The sequence below is a fragment of the Pseudomonas sp. SM4 genome (genome assembly GCF_051913165.1).
In the GTDB taxonomy this organism is placed as follows: Bacteria; Pseudomonadota; Gammaproteobacteria; order Pseudomonadales; family Pseudomonadaceae; genus Aquipseudomonas.
On the sequence record NZ_JBODOE010000022.1, the window covers coordinates 15,315 to 37,243 of the forward strand.

Below are 21,929 nucleotides of genomic sequence, written 5' to 3' on the forward strand. Positions count from 1 at the left end.
GGCCCGCTCGCTGGGGCTCGGGGTTCCTTCGCTGCGGGATCGATCCGGGCGCAGCGCCTACGGTTTGCTTCGCTGCACCTCCTCTCGCTGTGTTTGGCTGCGCCAAACGGTCGCTACGCTCCCACCCCCGGATCAATCCCTCCACTCAGCCTTCCGACGTCGCCCGTGGATCAAGATCAAAAGCGGTACTCGAGCTTGCGCTCATTGTGTTGAGTGGTGAGAAGCAGAAGCGGTGCGAATATTTACCGGTTGAACTCAATCCTTGTGGGAGCCGGCTTGCCAGCGATGGCGGCCTGTCAGCCGACCATGTTCTGGCAGTTGAAGTCAGCCCTGTAGGAGCTGCCGCAGGCTGCGATCTTTTGATCCTGTTTTTGCTGCATCACAAGCAGGATCAAAAGATCGCAGCCTGCGGCAGCTCCTGCACAGGAATGTGGGGCAAAAGAAAACCCCCGGCAAACCAGAGGTCTGTCGGGGGTTTTGGGTTCAGGGGTTTTGCAACCCCTGACTCGGCTCAGCTTATTGGCAAGCTTCGCAATCCGGCTCGTCGATCGCGCAAGCCTTTGGCACTGGCGCAGGGCCGGCAGGTGCTGCGAGGACCGAATCATCACCGTGGTTGCCGCCGCTGGAAACAGCGTTCAGCTTGCTGGTGCTGATGGTCGACTTCTCGGTGCTGGTCGCGGCCAGGGCACGGAGGTAGTAAGTGGTTTTCAGGCCACGGTACCAGGCCATGCGGTAGGTCACGTCGAGTTTCTTGCCCGATGCGCCAGCGATGTACAGGTTCAGCGATTGGGCCTGGTCGATCCACTTCTGACGACGGCTGGCGGCGTCAACGATCCACTTGGTGTCCACTTCGAAGGCAGTCGCGTAGAGCTCTTTGAGTTCTTGTGGGATGCGCTCGATCTGCTGCACCGAACCGTCGTAGTACTTCAGGTCGTTGATCATGACCGAGTCCCACAGACCGCGAGCTTTCAGGTCGCGAACCAGGTACGGGTTGATCACGGTGAATTCGCCCGACAGGTTCGATTTCACATACAGGTTCTGGTAGGTCGGTTCGATCGACTGCGATACGCCAGTGATGTTGGCGATGGTTGCGGTAGGTGCGATGGCCATGATGTTGGAGTTACGAATGCCTTTCTGTACACGGGCGCGAACCGGTGCCCAGTCCAGGGATTCGTTCAGGTCAACGTCGATGTACTTCTGGCCACGTTGCTCGATCAGGATCTGTTGCGAATCCAGTGGCAGGATGCCTTTGGACCACAGCGAGCCCTGGAACGTCTCGTAGGCGCCGCGCTCGTCAGCCAGGTCGCAAGAAGCCTGGATTGCGTAGTAGCTGACCGCTTCCATCGACTTGTCGGCGAATTCGACGGCAGCGTCGGAACCGTAAGGGATGTGCTGCAGGTACAAAGCGTCCTGGAAGCCCATGATGCCCAGACCGACCGGACGGTGCTTGAAGTTAGAGTTCTTCGCTTGTGGCACCGAGTAGTAGTTGATGTCGATAACGTTATCGAGCATGCGCACGGCGGTGTTCACGGTGCGTTCCAGCTTGGCGGTGTCCAGCTTGCCGTTGACGATGTGGTTCGGCAGGTTGATCGAGCCCAGGTTGCAAACGGCGATTTCGTCCTTGTTGGTGTTCAAGGTGATCTCGGTGCACAGGTTCGAGCTGTGAACCACGCCGACGTGCTGCTGCGGGCTGCGCAGGTTGCACGGGTCTTTGAAAGTCAGCCATGGGTGGCCGGTTTCAAACAGCATGGAGAGCATTTTGCGCCACAGGTCTTTGGCCTGGATGGTCTTGAACAGGCGGACTTTGCCTGGGTATTCGGTCAGCGCTTCGTAGTACTCGTAACGCTCTTCGAAGGCCTTACCGGTCAGGTCGTGCAGATCCGGTACTTCGGATGGCGAGAACAGGGTCCACTTGCCGTCGTCGAAGACACGCTTCATGAACAGGTCAGGGATCCAGTTGGCAGTGTTCATGTCGTGGGTACGACGACGATCATCACCGGTGTTCTTGCGCAGCTCGATGAACTCTTCGATGTCCATGTGCCAGGTTTCCAGGTAAGCGCAGACAGCGCCTTTGCGCTTGCCACCCTGGTTAACGGCGACGGCGGTGTCGTTCACCACTTTCAGGAACGGAACCACGCCTTGCGACTTGCCGTTGGTGCCTTTGATGTACGAACCCAGTGCACGCACCGGCGTCCAGTCGTTGCCCAGGCCACCGGCGAATTTCGACAACATGGCGTTGTCGTGGATCGCGTGGTAGATGCCCGACAGGTCATCCGGCACGGTGGTCAGGTAGCAGCTCGACAGCTGTGGACGCAGGGTGCCGGCGTTGAACAGGGTCGGGGTCGACGACATGTAGTCGAAGGACGACAGCAGGTTGTAGAACTCGATCGCACGGTCTTCTTTCTGCTTCTCTTCGATCGCCAGGCCCATGGCCACGCGCATGAAGAAGATCTGCGGCAGTTCGAAGCGGATACCGTCCTTGTGGATGAAGTAACGGTCGTACAGGGTTTGCAGGCCCAGGTAGGTGAATTGCTGATCGCGCTCGTGGTTGATCGCCTTGCCCAGTTTTTCCAGGTCGAAGGTGGCCAGCACAGGGTTCAGCAGTTCGAACTCGATACCTTTGGCGATGTAGGCCGGCAGGGCCTTGGCGTACAGGTCGGCCATTTCGTGGTGAGTGGCGCTTTCGGCCACACCGAGGAAGCCCAGGCCTTCGGCACGCAGGGTGTCCATCAGCAGGCGGGCGGTCACGAACGAGTAGTTCGGCTCACGCTCAACCAGGGTACGGGCGGTCATCACCAGGGCGGTGTTGACGTCGGTCAGGGCCACGCCGTCGTACAGGTTTTTCAGGGTTTCGCGCTGGATCAGGTCGCCGTCGACCTCTTCCAGGCCTTCGCACGCTTCGGTGACGATGGTGTTCAGGCGGCCCATGTCCAGCGGCGCCAGGCTGCCGTCAGCGCGGGTGATACGGATCGACGGGTGAGCGTTGACCGCTTCTTCGGTCGGGGCGTGGGCAGCGCGTTCTTTCGAACGACCGTCACGGTAGATCACGTAGTCGCGCGCCACTTTCTGCTCGCCGGCACGCATCAGGGCCAGTTCGACCTGGTCCTGGATTTCTTCGATGTGGATGGTGCCGCCCGATGGCATGCGACGCTTGAAGGTCGCGGTGACTTGTTCGGTCAGGCGCGCAACAGTGTCGTGGATTCGCGACGAAGCGGCAGCGGTGCCGCCCTCAACTGCGAGGAACGCTTTGGTGATAGCGACGGTGATCTTGTCATCGGTGTAAGGAACGACAGTGCCATTACGCTTGATCACGCGCAGTTGACCCGGCGCGGTGGCTGCCAGATCCGAATTCGAATCGGCGGCCTGCGGCAAGGTGCCCTGCGGGTTCTCGCGAGTTGTGTCGGTTTGCATGGGGGGTGGTCTCCACATTCTCTATGTTTGTTTGGCACCGTCATGGTGCTCACCGTTCTGTACCGAAGCACTGCAACCGACAAGCGTCGGCGTAACAACTTCGGAACAGTAGGAAAAAGGCTTGTAGCGCCGCATCCTTGCCGAAGTTTTCGGCGCCGAGCCAAGGCTCGAGCCAAACTCCTTCCAGGGTGACAGTAATGACTGCAACACCCGTACCGTTCCGGTCGTTTCCGACCTAAAAAACGGTGCCATCCGCAAGTGCGGTTTGGGCTTTGAAAAACTTGCTTGGTTCAACCGGAAACTGGCAATAAAGCACTTGAGTTTCAGGCCCTAAATGTGGTTGGGCGTTTGAGTGGAAAACCCCATATGTAGGGTCTCTCCCCGCGCCGTGCTACAAGATAATGCGTTTTGAGGGGTGTTGCAACGTACTACCTGTGGATAAACCTGTGCGTAAATTGTGTAAGAAACAAGGAATTCCCGTGTAGGCCGCGGACCTGCTGAGCTAGACCGTTTGTCACTGTTTTTTCGCCTGGAAAAACGCTTCAGCGGATTTTTAAGGGCGCGAACCCTATCACAAAAAACCGCCTTGTCCGAACGCATTTACCGACTTGTGTTCCGGCTGTACGCCGTTTATACAATCGGCCAGGTGAATGCGATTTTATCCTCCAAAAACATGACAAAAACACGAGAGGATCCCTGTAGGAGCTGCCGAAGGCTGCGATCCTTTGATCTTGAAAAAAACAAAATCAAAGGATCGCAGCCTCGTTTCACTCGTCAGCTCCTACAGGGGATCGTGTGTGTCTGGGCAATCCTTTATTAATAAAAACAGCAAGCAGAGGTCACCGGTGGAGCAACAAGCCTTTGAGGTATTGATCGTCGAGGATGACCAGCGACTGGCCGAACTCACGCGCGACTACCTGCAAGCCAATGGACTGCGCGTCGACATCGAAGGCAACGGTGCGCTGGCGGCGGCGCGGATTATCAAGGAGCAGCCGGATCTGGTGATCCTCGACCTGATGTTGCCCGGCGAAGATGGCCTGAGCATCTGTCGCAAGGTGCGTGACCATTACGACGGGCCGATCCTGATGCTCACCGCGCGCACCGATGACGCCGATCAGATCCAGGGCCTCGACCTTGGCGCTGACGATTACGTGTGCAAACCGGTGCGCCCGCGATTGCTGCTGGCGCGCATTCAGGCGTTGCTGCGGCGCAGTGACAGCGCTGAACCGGTCGCAGAAAAATCCCGCCGTCTGCAATTCGGCCCGCTGGTGGTCGACAATGCGCTGCGCGAAGCGTGGCTGAGTGACAACGGCATCGAACTGACCAGCGCCGAATTCGACCTGCTCTGGCTGCTGGTCTCCAACGCCGGACGCATTCTTTCCCGCGAGGAAATCTTTACCGCCCTGCGCGGCATCGGCTATGACGGCCAGGACCGCTCGATCGATGTGCGCATCTCGCGCATCCGCCCGAAAATCGGCGATGACCCCGACCATCCGCGTCTGATCAAGACCATCCGCAGCAAAGGTTATCTGTTCGTTCCGGAAGCCTGCGCAGACCTGGCCCTGTGAACTCGATCTTCCTGCGCATCTACGGCGGGATGTGCGCTGCGCTGATTCTGGTGGCGGTCCTCGGTGTGCTGGCGCTGCACCTGCTCAATCAGGTGCGCAGCGAGCAATACCGCGAGCGCCTGGCCCACGGCACGTTCTCTTTGATGGCCGACAACCTGCAACCGATGAACGCCACCGAGCGGCATCGCGCACTGTTGGTGTGGGAGCGGCTGCTGGGGATTCCGCTGGCGCTGAAGAATTTCAGCGACACCGGTCTCGATCTGACCCAGCGCACCCGTGTGCAGCGCGGTCAGGCGCTGGTCGAGCAGACCGGCCCGCATGCGGCCAAGGTCTATCGATTGGTCAGCGACAAGGAACAACTCGTCCTCACCGGCGAAGTGCAGCAGATCAGTGAACAACTGGCCCGCGCCACTATTTACCTGCTGGCCGATGAGCTGGTGCGGGTGCCTGTTGCCGAGCAACCCAAACGACTGGCGCAGATAAAGGAAGAGAAGGGTTTTGGTTTCGACCTGCGCCTGGTCACGGTGGACGACGCCGACATGGATGAAGACCAGAGCCGTCGTGTCTCCGAGGGCGACACGGTGATGGCGCTGGGCAAGGGCGGCGATTCGATCCGTGTGTTTGCCGGCATGGTCGGCACGCCGTGGGTGCTGGAGATCGGCCCGCTGTACCAAATGAACCCTTATCCGCCGGAATGGCTGGTGTTGATCGCCGCGCTGGGGCTGAGCCTGATCGGTCTCATCGTTTATTTGCTGGTGCGCCAACTGGAGCGACGTTTGCGCGGGCTCGAAGCGGCGGCCACGCGCATTGCCAAGGGCAGTCTGGAAACCCGTGTGCCGGCGCGCGGTGCCGATTCGGTCGGGCGTCTGGCGGCGGCGTTCAACGGCATGGCCGAGCACTTGCAACAATTATTGGCGATCCAGCGTGAACTGGTGCGCGCGGTGTCCCACGAGTTGCGCACCCCGGTGGCGCGCCTGCGTTTCGGCCTGGAGATGATCGGCTCGGCGACGACGCCGCAAGCCTTGGAGAAGTACCGCGAAGGCATGGATCACGACATCGAGGACCTCGATAAGCTGGTCGATGAGATGCTCACCTACGCACGGCTCGAACAAGGTTCGCCAGCGCTGACCTTCCAGCGCATCGATCTGGATGCCCTGGTCAATCAGGTCATCGAGGAGCTGGCGCCGCTGCGCGCCGAGGTCACGGTGCAGCGCGGGCTGTGTCTGTCTGCTGCCGATAACGACGACGCTTGGGTCGAGGCCGAGCCGCGTTACCTGCACCGGGCGCTGCAGAATCTGGTGAGCAACGCGATGCGCCACGCGCGTTCGAAGGTCACGGTGAGTTATCAGGTCGGGCAGTTGCGTTGCCGGGTCGACGTCGAAGACGACGGGCCGGGCGTGCCGGAAGTGGCGTGGGAGCGGATCTTCACGCCGTTCCTGCGTCTGGACGACAGCCGCACGCGGGCGTCGGGCGGGCATGGCCTGGGGTTGTCGATTGTGCGGCGCATCATCCACTGGCATGACGGCCGGGCGATCATCGGCAAGAGCAAAAGCCTGGGCGGGGCGTGCTTCAGTCTAAGCTGGCCGAGGAATCAGGAACGCCGCTAAGTATTTGCGATGATGGTGCCGGCCCCATCGCTGGCAAGCCAGCTCCCACAGTGACCGTGGTGAGCACAGATTTAAGGTTCACACAGAAACCTGTGGGAGCTGGCTTGCCAGCGATGAGGCCCTGACAGGCGATAAAGATTCAGGCCTGAATGCTGACCAGACTCAACAACTGCCCATCCTGTACCCCGAACTGCGCTTCCAGCTCCGTGCCGTGATGCCATTCCGCCGACAGATCGGTCAACAGCCGCAAGCGCACCTCACCCGACTCGGTCCATTCCAGCACTTCGGCATGCTCAAAATAAAAGCGCTTCTGCACGATCGGGTACAGCGCCTTGAACAGACTCTCTTTCACCGAAAACGTCAGCGTCACCCATAACGCCAACTGATCCCGCGAGCCGGCCGCCATGCGCTGCATTTCCGCTGGCGTGAGAATTTCCCCGGCGAGGCGTTCGGCGCGTTCGGCGTTGAGCAGGTTTTCCAGATCCATGCCCAGGCCACGCCAATGCTGCCTGTTGGCAACGATCGCTGCGGCGCGCCCGGTACTGTGGGTGATCGAACCGCAGATATGCGCCGGCCACACCGGTGCGCGATCTTCGCCAATCGCCGGCACCTCGCTTGAACCTTGCAGCTGCTGCAACGCCGCCCGTGCGCAGATACGCCCGGCGAGAAACTCGGCCTGGCGCTTGGCCACCGAACGCTGGATGCTCGGCGGCGGCTCAATGGCGCTGCGTTGAAAATCATCGCCGAGCAGTCGGGCCGGATCGAAGTGCGTACTGAGCAACACAGTGTCGGGCAATACCCTTGGCAACGGCCAGTGGGCATCGAGTGGGGTGCAGCAGGCGGGAAGGGCAGGGGTGAGGTTCATGACGGGCATTTTGCCGGTTAGTCGAGCCAAGGTCGAGATTGGCGGCGCGGCGATCGCGAGCAGGCTCACTCCTACATTGATCGTTCCCACGCTCTGCGTGGAAATGCCTCGATGGACGCTCTGCGTCCGCTGTTTGCACGCAGAGCGTCCCGGGCTGCGTTCCCACGCGGAGCGTGGGAACGATCAGGGTCGGGCGCGGTTAGCTGAAGATTTTCTGGAAGAACGCTTTCATGTCCGCCCAGGATTTTTCATCCGCGGCCTTGTTGTACCCGATGTCCGGGCCACCGTGTTCGCCGTGGCTCAAGCGATCCGCGTCCGGGTTGGTAAAGCCGTGTTTGGCGCCGTCGAGGCTGACGAATTTATAGTCAGCGCCAGCCTTGTCCATTTCACTTTTGAACGCGGTGACGTTGTCCGGCGTGACCATGCTGTCCAGCGCTCCGTGCTCGACCAGAATTTTTGCTTTCACACTGCCCGGGGTGGCGGGCGTTTTGGTTGCCAGTGCGCCATGGAAACTCACCACCCCTGCCAACGGCACGCCCTGACGTGCGGCATTGAGTACCACACCACCGCCAAAGCAATAACCAATGGCCGCAAGTTTGTTGACGTCGGTCTGCGGTTGTTTCTTCAACAGATCCAGCCCGGCGGCGAAACGTTTGCTCGCGGCATCGGCGTCCTTGGTCGCCGCCTGCATGAACGCCATCGCGTCTTTCGGGTGCTCGGTGTTCTTGCCCTCGCCATACATATCGATCGCCAGTGCGCTGTAGCCGAGTTCGGCGAGATCGCGTGCGCGGCGCTTGGCGTAATCGTTCAGGCCCCACCATTCATGCACGACGACGATGCCCGGGCGCTTGCCTTTGATTGCGTCGTCATAGGCGTAGTAACCGATCAACTGGGTGCCATCGGCGCTTTGGTAGGGAATTTCTTCAGTCTTGATCGCCGCTTGGGTGAGGCTGCTGACAGCGAGCAACGTGAGGGCAAGGAACAGGCGCATGGTGGGGGTCTCCTGACAATAAAAGGTCAAAACAGCCTAGTCCATTTGGTTCAGGTCAGGTTCAGAGAGTGTTCAGGGGCGGTACAGGGGCAGGTCAGTAACCTTGCGCCATACCCAAACAGCACTGTGAAAGAGGAAATACCCATGACTCGCTTTAACAAACTGTTGCTGGCATTGACCGTAATGAGCGCCAGTATCGCGGCCCATGCCGACACTACTTCGAACTTCGCCGGCCTGACCTTCGGCCAGACCAGCGACAAGGTTAAAAAGTCCAACGCACTGAACGACAACCTCGACCATCCGAACGCCACCGGCGCCATCGATGGCAACAACACTTACGGCGTACGCCTCGGTCAGCAAAACAGTCAAGGTCGCTACTACGCCACTTATGACAACGTGTCGGGCTCGCACAATGGCATTAAACTGCGTCAGGAAAACCTGTTGGGCAGCTACGATCTGTTCTATCCGGTGGGCGGCAGCACCAAGCTGTTCGGTGGCGCAACTGCCGGTTTGACCAAGCTGACGCAGGATTCGCCAGGCTACAGCCGCGACAGTGACATCGGTTATGCGGTCGGCGGCCAGTTCGGGGTGTTGCAGCAAGTCTCGCAAAACACCTCGGTCGAACTCGGTTACCGTTACCTGATGAGCAACGCCAGCACTGAAATGAAAGAAAGTGGCGGCAGCAAACAAGGCTCGCTGGATTTGAACAGCAGCGCGCAGACTTACCTGTCGGCCAACTACAGTTTCTAAGGAGCGACAGCGAAATCATTGTAGGAGCAAAGCTTGCTCGCGACAGCGCTGGGTCAGTCAATTTAGATGTCGACTGACACACCGCCTTCGCGAGCAAGCTTTGCTCCTACGGGTGTGTTTTTGGAGATTCTGGATTTACCCGGGAGAGAGCTATGAAACTGTTGGTCGTCGAAGATGAAGCGCTGTTGCGCCATCACCTGCAAACCCGTCTCACGGAGAGCGGTCACGTGGTCGAGTCCGTGGCCAATGCCGAAGAGGCGCTGTACCAGACCGGACAGTTCAACTTTGACCTGGCGGTGATCGATCTTGGTTTGCCGGGCATGGGTGGCCTCGACCTGATCCGCCAGTTGCGCTCGGGCGGCAAGACCTTCCCGATCCTGATCCTCACCGCGCGCGGCAACTGGCAGGACAAGGTCGAAGGCCTCGCCGCCGGTGCCGATGATTACGTGGTCAAGCCGTTCCAGTTCGAAGAGCTCGACGCGCGCCTGAATGCCTTGCTGCGCCGCTCCAGCGGTTTTACCCAGTCGACCATCGTCGCCGGCCCGCTGCTGCTCGACCTCAATCGCAAACAGGCGACCCTCGACGAACAGCCGCTGGCGCTGACCGCCTACGAATATCGCATCCTCGAATACCTCATGCGCCACCATCAACAAGTGGTGCCCAAGGATCGCTTGATGGAGCAGCTCTACCCGGACGACGACGAGCGCGATCCGAACGTGATCGAAGTGCTGGTCGGCCGCCTGCGCCGTAAACTCGAAGGCCCGGCCGGCTTCAAGCCGATCGACACCGTGCGCGGCCTCGGCTACCTGTTCAATGAGCGCTGCACTTGATTCGTTCGCTACGCGTTCGGCTGATGCTCGCCGCCACCACGTTGGCGGTGTTGTTCATGCTCGCCTTGCTCCCGGCGATGCAGGGCGCGTTCAGCCTCGCGTTGCAGGACTCGATCGAACAGCGGCTGGCCTCGGACGTCACCACGCTGATCTCTGCCGCACGTATCGAAAACGGCCGACTGGTGATGCCCAATCAGTTGCCGGATGAGCGTTTCAATCTCACTGACTTCCGCTTGCTCGGCTACATCTACGACCGCGAAGGGCATCTGGTCTGGCGCTCGAAAGCCACCCAGGAAGAGCAGATCAACTACAAACCGCGCTATGACGGCCTCGGCAACGAGTTCGCGCGGATTCGCGAAGCCAACGGTCAGGAATTCTTCGTCTACGACGTTGAAGTGAAACTGCTCGGCGGTAAAAGCGCTGCGTTCAGCATCGTCGCCCTGCAACCGGTGCGCGAATACGAAACCACCCTCGAAGGCCTGCGCGAAAATCTCTACCTCGGTTTCGGCGCAGCGTTGCTGGTGTTGCTGGCGCTGCTGTGGATCGGCCTGACCTGGGGCCTCAAAGCCCTGCGCCAACTCAGTCAGGAACTCGACGAAATCGAAGGCGGCACCCGCGAAAGCCTCACCGAACAACACCCTCGCGAGCTACTGCGCCTGACCGGCTCGCTCAACCGTCTGCTGCACAGCGAACGTCAACAGCGCAGTCGGTATCGCGATTCGCTCGATGATTTGGCCCACAGCCTGAAAACCCCGCTGACGGTGTTGCAAGGGGTCAGCGAAGACATGGCCCAGCGTCCGGAAGACCGTGATCAGGCGTGGGTGCTGCAAAGCCAGATCGAGCGCATGAGCCAGCAGATCGGCTATCAACTGCAACGCGCGAGCCTGCGCAAAAGCGGTCTGGTGCGTCATCAGGTACGTCTACAACCGGTGCTGAAAAGCCTCTGCGACACGCTGGACAAGGTTTACCGCGATAAACATGTGCGCGTGGCGTTTGATCTGCCCGAGCATTGTTACGTGCCGATCGAGCAGGGCGCCTTGCTGGAGATGATGGGCAACCTGCTGGAAAACGCTTATCGCCTGTGCCTTGGCGAGGTGCGCATCAGCGTGCGCGAGACGTTGGCCGGGGTTGAGTTGTGCGTCGAGGACGACGGTCCCGGAGTGCCACCGGATCAACGCGCGCGGATTCTGGAGCGTGGCGAACGGCTGGATGCCCAGCATCCGGGGCAGGGGATCGGGTTGGCGGTGGTCAAGGACATCATCGAAAGCTACAACGCGAAATTGGCGCTGGGCGATTCGCCGATGGGCGGGGCGGCGTTCAGGATTCATTTTCCTGCGGTGTAACCGAAAAGATCGCAGCCTGCGGCAGCTCCTACAGGGGAGCACATTGCCAATGTAGGAGCTGCCGCAGGCTGCGATCTTTTGATCTTACTGTTCCTGCGCCCGATAGGCCCCGGGCGTCAGCCCCGTCCACTTCTTGAACGCGCGGTGAAACGCCGACGGTTCGGAAAAACCAAGCTGCTCGGCAATCTGCTGCAACGACAAATCCGCGCGCCCCAAATGGTAGATGGCGATATCCCGCCGCAGCTGATCCTTCAACTCCTGAAAACTGCTGCCTTCCTCACGCAAATGCCGGCGTAGCGTCTGCGGGCTGATGTGCAAGTGCGCCGCCACCGCTTCCAGATCTGGCCAGCGCGCACTGTCGCGGCTGAGCAAGCGACGCAAGCGGCTGCTCAGGCTGTCGCCGTCATCCGGGCGCGAGAGCAGGTCGGCGGGGGAGCGTTCGAGAAAATGCTTGAGCGTGCGCTCGTCCTGTAACAACGGCATGGATAAATAGCGGCTATGAAACAGCAGGCTGCTGTGCTCGGTGCCGAAGGTCATGGGACAGGGGAAGAGCAGGTCGTATTCGGCGCCGTGGGCGGGTTTCGCATAGCTGAAGGTCGCGTGTTCGAGGCGAATGCGCTGGCCGATCAGCCAGCTGCCCAGTCGATGCCAGATCACCAACAGGCTTTCGGTGAGAAAGTGATCCGGGTCCCACAATGACGCGTCGTCCAGGCTCAAGCGCACCCATTCGTCTTCGCGGCTCAGGGTCAGGCGCGGGGCGCCCGGGAATAAGCTATAAAACAATAAACCGCGCTGCAGTGCTTTCTCCAGATTGCGGCAGTGAATCGAGGCGTGGCACATCATCGCGAAGCTGCCGGGTTTGCTCGGCGCGCTGCCAAAACCCAGGTACTCGTCGTCCAGCGCCAGCCACAGGCCCTGGATCAACCGGGTGAACTGCTCCGGGGCGATCCGTGCACGCGGCTCGTCGAGCAGTTCCGCGCTGATGCCCAGTTGCTGCAGCAGCCCTGAATAATCGCAGCCCAGACGGCGCGCGCCACCGAGGGCGGCGCGAGCGAAATGGCTGGCAATGGTGCGTTCACGCATAAGCGGCAGATCCTTTCTCAGACGCCGGATGGTAGTCGGGGGGCGCGTGGGCAACAAGGCGGATTTCCGCCAAATTGTAGGACGAGAGCGGGCCGGTTGGCGGAAATCCGCCACAATCAACTCGCGAGGCGGTGACATCGAAAAACCTGCAGGCCCTGATATCAAAAGGCTTGCAGCGAAACGCACCAAAGTGGCACGAGGTTTGCGATACAAGCGACAGAAGCGTGCGTTGATCCCGTCCGGAAAACGCCGCTCCAACAACAAATCCCTCCAGTGCAGGAGGGTTCGCAATTCAGGTTTCGCGGCGTAACAGATGGATGTTGCACGCGGGGCTCTTGAGGAAATTTGCAATGACGACTCGTCAGCCACTGTACAAATCCCTGTATTTCCAGGTGATCATCGCAATCATCATCGGTATTGCGCTCGGTCATTACTACCCGCAGTTCGGCGTGGCGGTAAAGCCGCTGGGTGACGGGTTCATCAAACTGATCAAAATGATCATCGCCCCGATCATCTTCTGCACCGTGGTCAGCGGCATCGCCGGCATGCAGAACATGAAGTCGGTCGGCAAGACCGGCGGTTACGCACTCCTGTACTTCGAAATCGTCTCGACCATCGCCCTGCTGGTCGGTCTGGTCGTGGTCAATATCGTGCAGCCGGGCAACGGCATGCACATTGATGTTGCAACCCTCGACGCTTCCAAAGTCGCTTCTTATGTCGCGGCCGGTGCTGACCAGAGCGTTGTTGGCTTCCTGCTCAACGTGATCCCGACCACCATCGTCGGCGCGTTCGCTACCGGTGACATCCTGCAAGTGCTGATGTTCTCGGTGATCTTCGGTTTCGCCCTGCATCGCCTGGGTGCCTACGGCAAGCCGATCCTCGACTTCATCGATCGCTTCGCCCACGTGATGTTCAACATCATCAACATGATCATGAAGCTCGCGCCAATCGGTGCCTTCGGTGCCATGGCCTTCACCATCGGTGCCTACGGCGTGGGTTCGCTGGTGCAGCTGGGTCAACTGATGATCTGCTTCTACATCACGTGCCTGCTGTTCGTGCTGATCGTGCTCGGCGGTATCGCCCGCATGCACGGTTTCAGCGTGCTGAAGATGATCCGTTACATCCGTGAAGAACTGCTGATCGTACTCGGCACGTCCTCGTCGGAATCGGTACTGCCTCGCATGCTGATCAAGATGGAGCGTCTGGGCGCGAAAAAATCGGTAGTGGGTCTGGTGATCCCGACCGGTTACTCGTTCAACCTCGACGGTACTGCGATCTACCTGACCATGGCTGCCGTGTTCATTGCTCAGGCCACTGACACGCACATGGACATCACGCACCAGATCACCCTGCTGGTGGTGTTGCTGCTGTCCTCCAAAGGCGCTGCCGGTGTGACCGGTTCGGGCTTCATCGTGCTGGCCGCAACCCTGTCGGCGGTAGGTCACCTGCCAGTGGCCGGTCTGGCGCTGATCCTCGGTATCGACCGCTTCATGTCCGAAGCGCGCGCACTGACCAACCTGGTGGGCAACGCTGTTGCGACCATCGTGGTTGCCAAGTGGGTGAAAGAGCTGGACACCGACGTACTGGACGCCGAGCTGGCTTCGGGTGGTCGCGGTATCGCGGATACCCGTCCTGAAGATGACCTGGGTGTGGCTGAAGGCCCAACCCCGAGCAGCGTCAAGTAAGTAAAAAAGCCCTTGTGGCGAGGGGATTTATCCCCGTTGGGTCGCGAAGCAGCCCCTTCTGAAGATAAGAGAAGGGGCCTGCTGCGCAGTCCAACGGGGATAAATCCCCTCTCCACAGGGTTTTTTATTGCCTGCGATTTGAGCGTAACGGTCACACCCGCTGACATATCCGGTGATTGCTGCATCGGCAATGGCTGCCTAGGCTGAGTGCGTCGCCCAAGGAGCTTGCCCATGTCTGCACCGCTGGCCTCACTGAAAATCCTCGATTTCTCGACCCTGTTGCCGGGGCCGTTTGCCTCGCTGTTGCTGGCCGACATGGGCGCGGACGTGCTGCGCATCGAATCGCCGACGCGTCTGGACCTGCTGCGGTTGTTGCCGCCGCACGATGCCGGGATATCCGCCAGTCATGCCTACCTGAACCGCAACAAACGCAGCCTGGCACTGGACCTGAAACAGCCCGAAGCGCTGGACGTGGTCAAGCAGTTGCTGGCCGATTACGACATCGTTCTCGAGCAGTTTCGCCCCGGAGTGATGGAACGTCTGGGGCTGGGTTATGAAGCATTGAAAGCGATCAATCCGAAACTGATCTATGTGTCGATCACCGGTTATGGCCAGACCGGGCCGTACAAGGATCGCGCCGGGCACGACATCAACTACCTCGCGCTGGCCGGACTTGCCAGCTACACCGGCCGCGCCGACAGCGGGCCGTTGCCGTTGGGCATGCAAGTGGCCGATGTCGCCGGTGGTTCGTTGCACGGGGTGATCGGTTTGCTCGCGGCAGTCATTGCCCGTCAGCAAACGGGGCAGGGCACCCATATCGACGTGAGCATGACCGATTGTGCGTTCAGCCTGAATGCCATGGCCGGCGCCGGGTATCTGGCTTGCGGAGAGGAGCCCGCATGGGAAGAGCAGATGCTCAATGGCGGCAGCTTCTATGACTATTACCGTTCCCGCGACGGGCGCTGGATGTCGGTCGGCAGTCTGGAGCCGGGGTTTATGCAGCAGTTGTGTACCGCGCTGGGGCGGCCGGAGTTGGCGGCACAGGGGTTATCGCCGAAACCTGAGCAACAGCGAGCGCTGAAGGATGCCTTGAAGGTCGAGTTCGAGCGGCATGACTTTGCTGAACTGTGTGAGTTGTTTGCCGGGATCGATGCCTGTGTCGAGCCGGTGTTGAGTCTGGGTGAGGCCGTTCGGCACCCGCAATTGCAGGCGCGTGAACTGGTGACGCAAGTGCCTCGTGGGGATGGCACGTCGCAGGCGCAGATGGCGTGCCCGTTGAAGTTTTCCGAGGCGTTGCCGGCGCCGCGACATGTTGGGGCGGTGTTGGGGCAGCATACCGATCAGGTGTTGGCGGAGTTGGGGTTCAGTGCTCAGCGGATAGCAGAACTGCGGTCTTCCAAAGTCATTCTTTAGTGTCTGTACCGGCCTCATCGCGAGCAGGCTCACTCCTACATTTGGAATGCGTTCCACCTGTAGGAGTGAGCCTGCTCGCGATGGGGCCAGAGCAAACAACAATCCGACTATTCCACCCGCATCTCACCACTGAACACCAAGGTATTCCGGCAACTACGACACAAATACCGTCGCCCCTGTCGTACCAGGCTGTGGCGCTGCGCCGAGAATGGAAAATCACTGTCCACGCACGGGCATTTGTAGATATAGCGCGTGACGCTGCGGCGTTTGATGGCGTAGGTGTGGCAGCGATCCGGTGGCAGTTCATAAACCCCGCGCATGATCAGTTGCCACTCCTCGCCATGCGGCTGGATGCGGTCGCCAAACAGCTGATGGGCGATCAGGTGCGCGACTTCGTGGGCCACGGTCTGCTTGAGGAAGTGTTCGGTGTTTTCCCGGTACAGCTGCGGGTTGAAGCGCAGCAGGTTTTCGTGCAAATGCGCGACACCGGCTTTTTGCCCGCGCAGCTTGAGACTGACAACGGGGCGTTGGAAATGACGTTTGAAAAAGGTTTCAGCGAGTTGGTAACAGTCTTCGACGCGGGTATTGAGTTGCTCGGGCATGCTTGATGGATCTCCAGAGACGGCGAGTATGCCGCAACGCCCCGGACTTGCGAATCGCCGAGCTGCCGAATGGTCATCCGGCAAACGACAAGGCCGCCTTGCGGCGGCCTCGGATTGGATTGGCCTGTCGAGTCAGTTGGTATAGACGGGACCTACGCCCAGCCCCCAGACAATCACGGTGAACGCCATAATGGCAACCAGCACCACCAGACCCACCGCCAGCACCGAGCTTGAAAACAGGAACCCTTCATCCGACGGAATGTTCATGAACGTCGGCAGCCCTACGTACAACAGATAAACCGTGTAGCAGATGGCCGCCGTGCCGACGATCATCCCCAGCCACATATGCGGATACAGCGCCGCCAGCCCGCCGACAAACAACGGTGTTGCGGTGTAAGTGGCAAATGCGACACAACGGGCCAGACTTGGATTGGCGTCATACGTGCGCGCCATCCAGTGCACGAAGGCGCCCATGACCGCGACCCCGCCGAGCATGGCCAGGTACGACATGACGGTCATCCAGACTGCGCTTTCGACGGTGAGCATGACCGGCGCACGGTTGCCGATCACCCAGCCGACCTGGGTGGTGCCAATGAACGCCGAGATAGCCGGGATCGCCGCCAGAATCAGCGTGTGCGTCAGGTACATGTGGCTGATGCTTTCCTCTTGGTCGCCACGGATTTCCTTCCATTCCTGATCGGGGTGGGTAAAAAGTCCCACTACGTGATGGATCATGCCAGTCACTCCTCTTGTTATTGCCATCGCCCCCCAACGGAGCGCCTACGGGCCAATGAGGCCGAGCAAATTCAGGTCTTGGATGTGTGCGACCTTATGTCGCAGTATAGAAAGGACTTAACCGCACAGGTATTAGGGGCTTAGAGCAAATCGCGCTGTAAACACGGGGCTTAATCGCCGCACAGTCTTGACTGGCCCTGTAGGAGCTGCCGAAGGCTGCGATCTTTTGATCTTGTCTTGAAAAATCAAAATCAAGAGATCGCAGCCTTCGGCAGCTCCTACATGAATATGCATTTCAGAATGCGAGCAGTCGGGATGCTTCGCGCATCCGGGGTTTTTGCGTAAAATGCCGGCCTTTCGTCACACCTCACGGATTTCGCGTCATGGGCACTCTTACGGTCAACCAGAACAAACTGCAAAAGCGCCTGCGCCGCCTGGCCGGCGAAGCGGTTGCCGACTTCAACATGATTGAAGACGGCGACAAGGTCATGGTCTGCCTGTCCGGGGGCAAGGACAGTTACACCATGCTCGACGTGCTGCTGCACCTGCAGAAGGTTGCCCCGATCAAGTTCGAGATCGTCGCGGTGAACATGGACCAGAAGCAGCCAGGCTTCCCCGAGCATGTGCTGCCGGCCTACCTCAAAGAGCTGGGCGTCGAGTACCACATCGTCGAGAAAGACACCTACTCGGTGGTCAAGGAATTGATTCCCGAGGGCAAGACTACTTGCTCGCTGTGCTCACGCCTGCGTCGCGGCACGCTGTACACCTTCGCTGATGAAATCGGCGCGACCAAGATGGCCCTCGGTCATCATCGTGATGACATCGTCGAGACGTTCTTCCTCAACATGTTCTTCAACGGTTCGCTGAAAGCCATGCCGCCGAAGCTGCGCGCCGACGATGGCCGCAACGTGGTGATCCGTCCGCTGGCGTACTGCAACGAGAAAGACATTCAGGCCTATTCGGACTTGAAGGAATTCCCGATCATCCCGTGCAACCTCTGCGGTTCGCAGGAAAACCTGCAGCGTCAGGTAGTCAAGGACATGCTTCAGGACTGGGAGCGCAAGACACCCGGTCGAACGGAAAGCATCTTCCGCAGTCTGCAGAATGTCATCCCGTCGCAACTGGCCGACCGCAACCTGTTCGACTTCACCAGCCTGAAGATCGACGAGACTGCGGCTTCGCGCTTTGTGAGCGTCGTCAATCTCTAAACCCAATCTCTGTGGGGCCACACTTTTGTGGTGAGGGGATTTATCCCCGATGGGCTGCGCAGCAGCCCCCCCGCTTTTCTGGGGGAGCTCCGCTCCCCATCGGGGATAAATCCCCTCACCACAGGGCCCCGCATTAGTTTCTTTATTCAATTCACCAGGAGAGGGCATGCGCGATTACAAGTGGCTGCACGAATACTGTCTGAACCGCTTCGGTTCGGCGGCTGAACTGGAAGCCCATCTGCCCGTTCCCAAGACCCCCGCGCAACTGCGCAAGATCAGCGACGACCGCTACCTCTCGACCATGGCTTTACGCGTATTCCGCGCCGGCCTCAAGCACAGTCTGGTCGACGCCAAGTGGCCGGCCTTCGAAGAAGTGTTCTTCAAGTTCGACCCGGAAAAAGTCGTGCTGATGAGCGCCGAACACCTCGAGCGGCTGATGCAGGACGCGCGGATCATTCGTCACTTGGGCAAGTTGAAAAGCGTGCCGCGCAATGCGCAGTTCATCCTCGACGTCGAGAAGGAAAAGGGCAGTTTCGGCGCGCTGATCGCCGACTGGCCGGTGACTGATATTGTCGGTTTGTGGACGTATCTGAAAAAGCACGGCCATCAACTCGGCGGGCTATCGGCTCCACGGTTTTTGCGCATGGTCGGCAAGGACACCTTCGTGCCGAGCTATGACGTGGTGGCAGCGCTGAATGCACAGAAGATCGTCGACAAGGTGCCGACCAGCCAGCGTGATCTGAAGATTGTGCAGGACGCGTTCAACCAGTGGCATGAACAGAGCGGCGGGCGGCCGATGAGCCAGATTTCGATGATGCTCGCCTACACCGTTAATCATTAAAAGATCGCAGCCTTCGGCAGCTCCTACAGGGAAACGCATTCCAAATGTAGGAGCTGCCGAAGGCTGCGATCTTTTTCCATCAGGCGATGGAGATTTCGCCTTCGCCAGCCAATTTGCGATTCAACTGATACCGCCACCGCACATACAACAGTGCCGAGCAGAACACCGCCAGACTCGCGACCATCTCCAGCACGCCAAACAACTGCCGGTTGGGGTCATACGCCGCCAGTGCGCCCTTGATGAAATACAGATTCACCACAAAACACATCCACGAATGGCCACGGGCGCTGCCCATGATCATCGCCGGGGCGAGGACGAGCCACGGGATCAGCTCGACCAGCAGAATCACCCACGGCCGTGCGCCGTGCAGGTCAGCGAAGATCAGATAGTAGGCCGCGAGCAATCCGCCCAAGGCGAAAAAACTCAGCAGGCTGATGACGCGCATGGCCTTCACGCGTGGCTCCAGCCACTCGACGGCAGGCAGGATTTTCGGCTTCTTCGCCACCGTCAGCCCTCCAGTTTCTGCGCAGTCTTGGCCAGACGCAGACCGAGCGCGCGGCACAGCGCCACTTCGTGCTGATCGAGACCCTTTTTGCCGTCCGCCCCGGCATGATGGCTGGCGCCGTAAGGCGTGCCGCCACCCTGGGTTTCCAGCAGCGCCGATTCGCTGTAGGGCAGGCCGGTGATCAACATGCCGTGGTGCAACAGCGGCAGCATCATCGACAGCAGGGTGGTTTCCTGACCGCCGTGCAGGCTGGCGGTCGAGGTGAACACGCCGGCCGGTTTGCCCACCAGCGCGCCGGTCAGCCACAGGTTGCTGGTGCCGTCGAGAAAGTACTTCAGTGGCGCGGCCATGTTGCCGAAACGCGTCGGGCTGCCCAGCGCCAGGCCGGCACAGTTTTTCAGATCATCGAGAGTCGCGTAGAGCGCGCCGTCGTCCGGGATGCTCGGCGCCACCGCTTCGCACTCGGTGGAAATCGCCGGCACGGTGCGCAGACGCGCTTCGAGGCCGGCCTGCTCGACACCGCGAGCAATCTGCCGCGCCATCTCGTTGGTCGAGCCGTTGCGGCTGTAATACAGCACCAGAATGTAAGGCGCGCTCACGGCAGCAACTCCAGCACGTTTTCCGGTGGACGGCCGATGACGGCTTTGTCGCCGGCTTCAAGAATCGGTCGCTCCATCAATTTCGGATGCTGGGCGATGGCGTCGATCAATTGCGCTTCGCTGAGGCTTTCGTCAGCGAGTTGAAGCATTTTGTATTCATCTTCGCCGCTGCGCAGCAACTGACGTGCGCTGATCCCCAGCTTGCCGAGCAGGGCCTTGATTTGCGCCGCGTTCAGCGGGGTTTCGAGGTAGCGCACGACCGTTGGCGTCAGGCCGCGGGCTTCAATGAGTTCCAGCGCGCCGCGGGATTTCGAGCAGCGCGGATTGTGATAAAGCGTCAGATCGGTCATGGCGGGTCGCTTCTGGCGTAAAGTGGCGGCTATTCTAACTGTGCAGCGCGCAATCCAGAACCGTCAGAGGCGATGGGTCGCAGGCGCCTTCAAATTTTCACAAGGAACAGGACATGACACGGCGATTGGCAGCGGCATTGACGATTATCGGGGCGTTGATGCTGGGGGGCTGCGGCAACGATTACGGGATCGACCAGAACGGTCAAAAAGTCGCCTCCGAGCGCTTGGACAAACAATGGGTAATCGTCAATTACTGGGCCGAATGGTGCGGCCCGTGCCGGACCGAGATCCCGGAACTCAACCATTTGGCTGATGAACTGAAGAGCAAGAACGTCGGCGTGTTCGGGGTCAACTTCGACAATGTGCAGGGTGTCGAGTTGAAAGACGCCAGCGAGAAGCTCGGCATCAAGTTCACCGTGCTGGCGCAGGATCCGGCGGAGTTGTTCGACTTGCCACGCAGTGAGGCACTGCCGGTGACGTACATCATCGACAACAAAGGCAAGGTGCGTGAACAGCTGATGGGCGAGCAGACGGCGGCGGGAGTGATGGCGAAGCTGGAGGCGTTGCAAGCAACCAAATAGGTTGTTGTGAAAGAAAAGATCGCAGCCTTCGGCAGCTCCTACAGGGTGTACACGGACTCATGTAGGAGCTGCCGAAGGCTGCGATCTTTTGCGGGTTAACCCTCTTCCAGCCACCAGCGCAACGGCTTGCCTGCGGCTGGCCAGAAGCGCATCTGCTCGATCGGCGAGATGTCCCAGCGCTCGACATGCTCCAGCGCCTGCAGGAAGCGTTGCTCCTGCTCCATCAGCGCCGGGGCGCAGAGTTTGCGGGTCTTGCCGATCTTGCCGAAGCTGATCTTGTCGCCATCCAGCGTATACGGTGCGAACCAGTGGTTGCAGCCGCCGTTGCCGTAGGCGCGACCATCATCGCCAAGGGTCACGGTCAGATGGCTGTAATCCATCAATGGCCGCTCGCCGATCCATTCCAGAATGTAGCTGCGGTTCTGTTGCAGTTGCACAGGCTCCGCGGCGCAGCCTACCAGGCCGGCACCGACCAGAGCGGTCAGGGCAAGGCGTTTCATCACGCAGGCTCCTGGCATTTCGGGCACAGATGCTTGTCGCCAACGGCTTTCCAGCCCAGCTCGGCGATACGTGCCGTGGCCGCTGGTTTCTCCGCGGTTTTGCCAAGTTTGGCATCCACGGCAAATTCAAAGCTCAGCTCTTTGGCGCAGCTGTCGCAGTTGACCTGCCAGGTATGGATGGCCAGTTCACCGAACACGGGGCCCGTGGTCATCGCGGTCCATTGGCCCGGCGGATTGATCAGGTGGCGGACGGTTTCGACGGTCAGGCGCATGGACAAATCCTTGCTGCCTTTGAGGGTGACCAACAGCGCGTCGCCGATGCGAATCGAGCCACCGTTGCCGGTCACCTGATAGCGGCCCGGAACCAGCGCGCGGCATTCGGTGAGGGTGTGTTGCGGGTTCATCAGGTTGTAGCGGAAATCGTGTTCGACCATGGGTCCTCCAAATATGCGCGACATGCTA

Annotated in this window: 21 protein-coding genes; 10 read left to right on the forward strand and 11 right to left on the reverse strand. The window is 59.8% G+C overall.

The window, feature by feature from the left end:
• Window positions 1-516 precede the first annotated feature (516 nt).
• The gene (locus ACQ4MY_RS28195) at window positions 517-3,411 is read right to left on the reverse strand and encodes a ribonucleoside-diphosphate reductase subunit alpha (RefSeq protein ID WP_008087496.1); all 2,895 of its coding nucleotides are present in this window, start codon (window positions 3,409-3,411) and stop codon (window positions 517-519) included.
• An 845-nt stretch (window positions 3,412-4,256) separates the two neighbouring features.
• Here ACQ4MY_RS28195 and ACQ4MY_RS28200 point away from each other — a divergent pair.
• Window positions 4,257-4,979 carry a response regulator gene (locus tag ACQ4MY_RS28200; protein WP_158829104.1) on the forward strand — a complete coding sequence of 241 codons (723 nt, stop codon included), beginning with the start codon at window positions 4,257-4,259 and terminating at the stop codon, window positions 4,977-4,979.
• Complete coding sequence (locus ACQ4MY_RS28205; protein WP_440097178.1) at window positions 4,976-6,586, forward strand: ATP-binding protein; 1,611 nt, start codon at window positions 4,976-4,978, stop codon at window positions 6,584-6,586. Before ACQ4MY_RS28200 ends, ACQ4MY_RS28205 begins: the two co-directional genes overlap by 4 nt.
• Window positions 6,587-6,725: 139 nt before the next feature.
• Here ACQ4MY_RS28205 and ACQ4MY_RS28210 read toward each other — a convergent pair whose 3' ends face one another.
• Complete coding sequence (locus ACQ4MY_RS28210; protein ID WP_440097204.1) at window positions 6,726-7,451, reverse strand: 4'-phosphopantetheinyl transferase family protein; 726 nt, start codon at window positions 7,449-7,451, stop codon at window positions 6,726-6,728.
• A 199-nt stretch (window positions 7,452-7,650) separates the two neighbouring features.
• Window positions 7,651-8,442, reverse strand: coding sequence for a dienelactone hydrolase family protein (locus ACQ4MY_RS28215; RefSeq protein WP_008079193.1), 792 nt, complete (start codon window positions 8,440-8,442; stop codon window positions 7,651-7,653).
• A gap of 144 nt (window positions 8,443-8,586) precedes the next feature.
• Here ACQ4MY_RS28215 and ACQ4MY_RS28220 point away from each other — a divergent pair, with 144 nt between their 5' ends.
• From ACQ4MY_RS28220 to ACQ4MY_RS28230, 3 genes are all read left to right on the forward strand, one after another.
• Window positions 8,587-9,192, forward strand: a complete 606-nt coding sequence (locus ACQ4MY_RS28220) for a hypothetical protein (RefSeq protein WP_440097179.1) — start codon at window positions 8,587-8,589, stop codon at window positions 9,190-9,192.
• Between the two features lie 152 nt (window positions 9,193-9,344).
• A complete protein-coding gene (locus tag ACQ4MY_RS28225; RefSeq protein WP_008079190.1) occupies window positions 9,345-10,022 on the forward strand; it encodes a response regulator transcription factor in 678 nt (225 codons plus the stop codon).
• Window positions 10,019-11,365 carry an ATP-binding protein gene (locus ACQ4MY_RS28230; RefSeq protein ID WP_440097180.1) on the forward strand — a complete coding sequence of 449 codons (1,347 nt, stop codon included), beginning with the start codon at window positions 10,019-10,021 and terminating at the stop codon, window positions 11,363-11,365. Before ACQ4MY_RS28225 ends, ACQ4MY_RS28230 begins: the two co-directional genes overlap by 4 nt.
• 84 nt (window positions 11,366-11,449) lie before the next feature.
• On the opposite strand, the gene ACQ4MY_RS28235 is transcribed toward ACQ4MY_RS28230, so the two are convergent.
• Entirely contained in the window at window positions 11,450-12,448 is a 999-nt protein-coding gene (locus ACQ4MY_RS28235; protein WP_008079186.1) for an AraC family transcriptional regulator, read from the reverse strand.
• A 350-nt stretch (window positions 12,449-12,798) separates the two neighbouring features.
• Here ACQ4MY_RS28235 and ACQ4MY_RS28240 point away from each other — a divergent pair, with 350 nt between their 5' ends.
• Both ACQ4MY_RS28240 and ACQ4MY_RS28245 read left to right on the forward strand, forming a co-directional pair.
• Window positions 12,799-14,133 carry a dicarboxylate/amino acid:cation symporter gene (locus ACQ4MY_RS28240; RefSeq protein WP_008079185.1) on the forward strand — a complete coding sequence of 445 codons (1,335 nt, stop codon included), beginning with the start codon at window positions 12,799-12,801 and terminating at the stop codon, window positions 14,131-14,133.
• Between the two features lie 231 nt (window positions 14,134-14,364).
• Complete coding sequence (locus tag ACQ4MY_RS28245) at window positions 14,365-15,546, forward strand: CaiB/BaiF CoA transferase family protein (RefSeq protein ID WP_440097181.1); 1,182 nt, start codon at window positions 14,365-14,367, stop codon at window positions 15,544-15,546.
• A 107-nt stretch (window positions 15,547-15,653) separates the two neighbouring features.
• On the opposite strand, the gene ACQ4MY_RS28250 is transcribed toward ACQ4MY_RS28245, so the two are convergent.
• Window positions 15,654-16,148: a SprT family zinc-dependent metalloprotease gene (locus ACQ4MY_RS28250; protein WP_440097183.1), complete on the reverse strand. Its 495-nt coding sequence runs from the start codon at window positions 16,146-16,148 to the stop codon at window positions 15,654-15,656.
• A gap of 132 nt (window positions 16,149-16,280) precedes the next feature.
• Window positions 16,281-16,883 carry a Yip1 family protein gene (locus ACQ4MY_RS28255; protein ID WP_008079182.1) on the reverse strand — a complete coding sequence of 201 codons (603 nt, stop codon included), beginning with the start codon at window positions 16,881-16,883 and terminating at the stop codon, window positions 16,281-16,283.
• Window positions 16,884-17,266: 383 nt separating this feature from the next.
• Here ACQ4MY_RS28255 and ttcA point away from each other — a divergent pair, with 383 nt between their 5' ends.
• Entirely contained in the window at window positions 17,267-18,091 is an 825-nt protein-coding gene (gene ttcA, locus ACQ4MY_RS28260) for a tRNA 2-thiocytidine(32) synthetase TtcA (RefSeq protein WP_440097184.1), read from the forward strand.
• A gap of 166 nt (window positions 18,092-18,257) precedes the next feature.
• Complete coding sequence (locus ACQ4MY_RS28265; protein WP_440097185.1) at window positions 18,258-18,932, forward strand: DNA-3-methyladenine glycosylase I; 675 nt, start codon at window positions 18,258-18,260, stop codon at window positions 18,930-18,932.
• Between the two features lie 79 nt (window positions 18,933-19,011).
• Here ACQ4MY_RS28265 and ACQ4MY_RS28270 read toward each other — a convergent pair whose 3' ends face one another.
• Genes ACQ4MY_RS28270 through arsC form a run of 3 tightly spaced genes read right to left on the reverse strand, consistent with a single transcriptional unit; the run spans window position 19,012 to window position 20,386 of the window.
• Entirely contained in the window at window positions 19,012-19,437 is a 426-nt protein-coding gene (locus ACQ4MY_RS28270; RefSeq protein ID WP_008079178.1) for a DUF2069 domain-containing protein, read from the reverse strand.
• A gap of 2 nt (window positions 19,438-19,439) precedes the next feature.
• On the reverse strand, window positions 19,440-20,036 hold the full coding sequence (gene wrbA / locus ACQ4MY_RS28275) for an NAD(P)H:quinone oxidoreductase (RefSeq protein ID WP_440097186.1): 597 nt from the start codon (window positions 20,034-20,036) through the stop codon (window positions 19,440-19,442).
• The gene (gene arsC / locus ACQ4MY_RS28280) at window positions 20,033-20,386 is read right to left on the reverse strand and encodes an arsenate reductase (glutaredoxin) (protein ID WP_008079173.1); all 354 of its coding nucleotides are present in this window, start codon (window positions 20,384-20,386) and stop codon (window positions 20,033-20,035) included. The genes wrbA and arsC overlap by 4 nt, the downstream gene beginning before the upstream one ends.
• A 113-nt stretch (window positions 20,387-20,499) precedes the next feature.
• On the opposite strand from arsC, the gene ACQ4MY_RS28285 reads away from it, so the two are divergent.
• Window positions 20,500-20,967, forward strand: coding sequence for a TlpA disulfide reductase family protein (locus ACQ4MY_RS28285; RefSeq protein ID WP_158829120.1), 468 nt, complete (start codon window positions 20,500-20,502; stop codon window positions 20,965-20,967).
• Window positions 20,968-21,062: 95 nt separating this feature from the next.
• On the opposite strand, the gene ACQ4MY_RS28290 is transcribed toward ACQ4MY_RS28285, so the two are convergent.
• Both ACQ4MY_RS28290 and ACQ4MY_RS28295 read right to left on the reverse strand, forming a co-directional pair.
• Entirely contained in the window at window positions 21,063-21,467 is a 405-nt protein-coding gene (locus ACQ4MY_RS28290; RefSeq protein ID WP_008079169.1) for an META domain-containing protein, read from the reverse strand.
• A complete protein-coding gene (locus tag ACQ4MY_RS28295; RefSeq protein ID WP_008079168.1) occupies window positions 21,467-21,901 on the reverse strand; it encodes a hypothetical protein in 435 nt (144 codons plus the stop codon). Before ACQ4MY_RS28295 ends, ACQ4MY_RS28290 begins: the two co-directional genes overlap by 1 nt.
• Between the last annotated feature and the right edge of the window lie 28 nt (window positions 21,902-21,929).

Coding starts and splice junctions, on each gene's coding strand:
- ACQ4MY_RS28195 (WP_008087496.1), bottom strand. CDS start 3,411: ATGCAAACCGACACAACTCGCGAGAACCCGCAGGGCACCTTGCCGCAG.
- ACQ4MY_RS28210 (WP_440097204.1), bottom strand. CDS start 7,451: ATGAACCTCACCCCTGCCCTTCCCGCCTGCTGCACCCCACTCGATGCC.
- ACQ4MY_RS28215 (WP_008079193.1), bottom strand. CDS start 8,442: ATGCGCCTGTTCCTTGCCCTCACGTTGCTCGCTGTCAGCAGCCTCACC.
- ACQ4MY_RS28220 (WP_440097179.1), top strand. CDS start 8,587: ATGACTCGCTTTAACAAACTGTTGCTGGCATTGACCGTAATGAGCGCC.
- ACQ4MY_RS28225 (WP_008079190.1), top strand. CDS start 9,345: ATGAAACTGTTGGTCGTCGAAGATGAAGCGCTGTTGCGCCATCACCTG.
- ACQ4MY_RS28235 (WP_008079186.1), bottom strand. CDS start 12,448: ATGCGTGAACGCACCATTGCCAGCCATTTCGCTCGCGCCGCCCTCGGT.
- ACQ4MY_RS28240 (WP_008079185.1), top strand. CDS start 12,799: ATGACGACTCGTCAGCCACTGTACAAATCCCTGTATTTCCAGGTGATC.
- ACQ4MY_RS28245 (WP_440097181.1), top strand. CDS start 14,365: ATGTCTGCACCGCTGGCCTCACTGAAAATCCTCGATTTCTCGACCCTG.
- ACQ4MY_RS28250 (WP_440097183.1), bottom strand. CDS start 16,148: ATGCCCGAGCAACTCAATACCCGCGTCGAAGACTGTTACCAACTCGCT.
- ACQ4MY_RS28255 (WP_008079182.1), bottom strand. CDS start 16,883: ATGATCCATCACGTAGTGGGACTTTTTACCCACCCCGATCAGGAATGG.
- ttcA (WP_440097184.1), top strand. CDS start 17,267: ATGGGCACTCTTACGGTCAACCAGAACAAACTGCAAAAGCGCCTGCGC.
- ACQ4MY_RS28265 (WP_440097185.1), top strand. CDS start 18,258: ATGCGCGATTACAAGTGGCTGCACGAATACTGTCTGAACCGCTTCGGT.
- arsC (WP_008079173.1), bottom strand. CDS start 20,386: ATGACCGATCTGACGCTTTATCACAATCCGCGCTGCTCGAAATCCCGC.
- ACQ4MY_RS28285 (WP_158829120.1), top strand. CDS start 20,500: ATGACACGGCGATTGGCAGCGGCATTGACGATTATCGGGGCGTTGATG.
- ACQ4MY_RS28290 (WP_008079169.1), bottom strand. CDS start 21,467: ATGAAACGCCTTGCCCTGACCGCTCTGGTCGGTGCCGGCCTGGTAGGC.
- ACQ4MY_RS28295 (WP_008079168.1), bottom strand. CDS start 21,901: ATGGTCGAACACGATTTCCGCTACAACCTGATGAACCCGCAACACACC.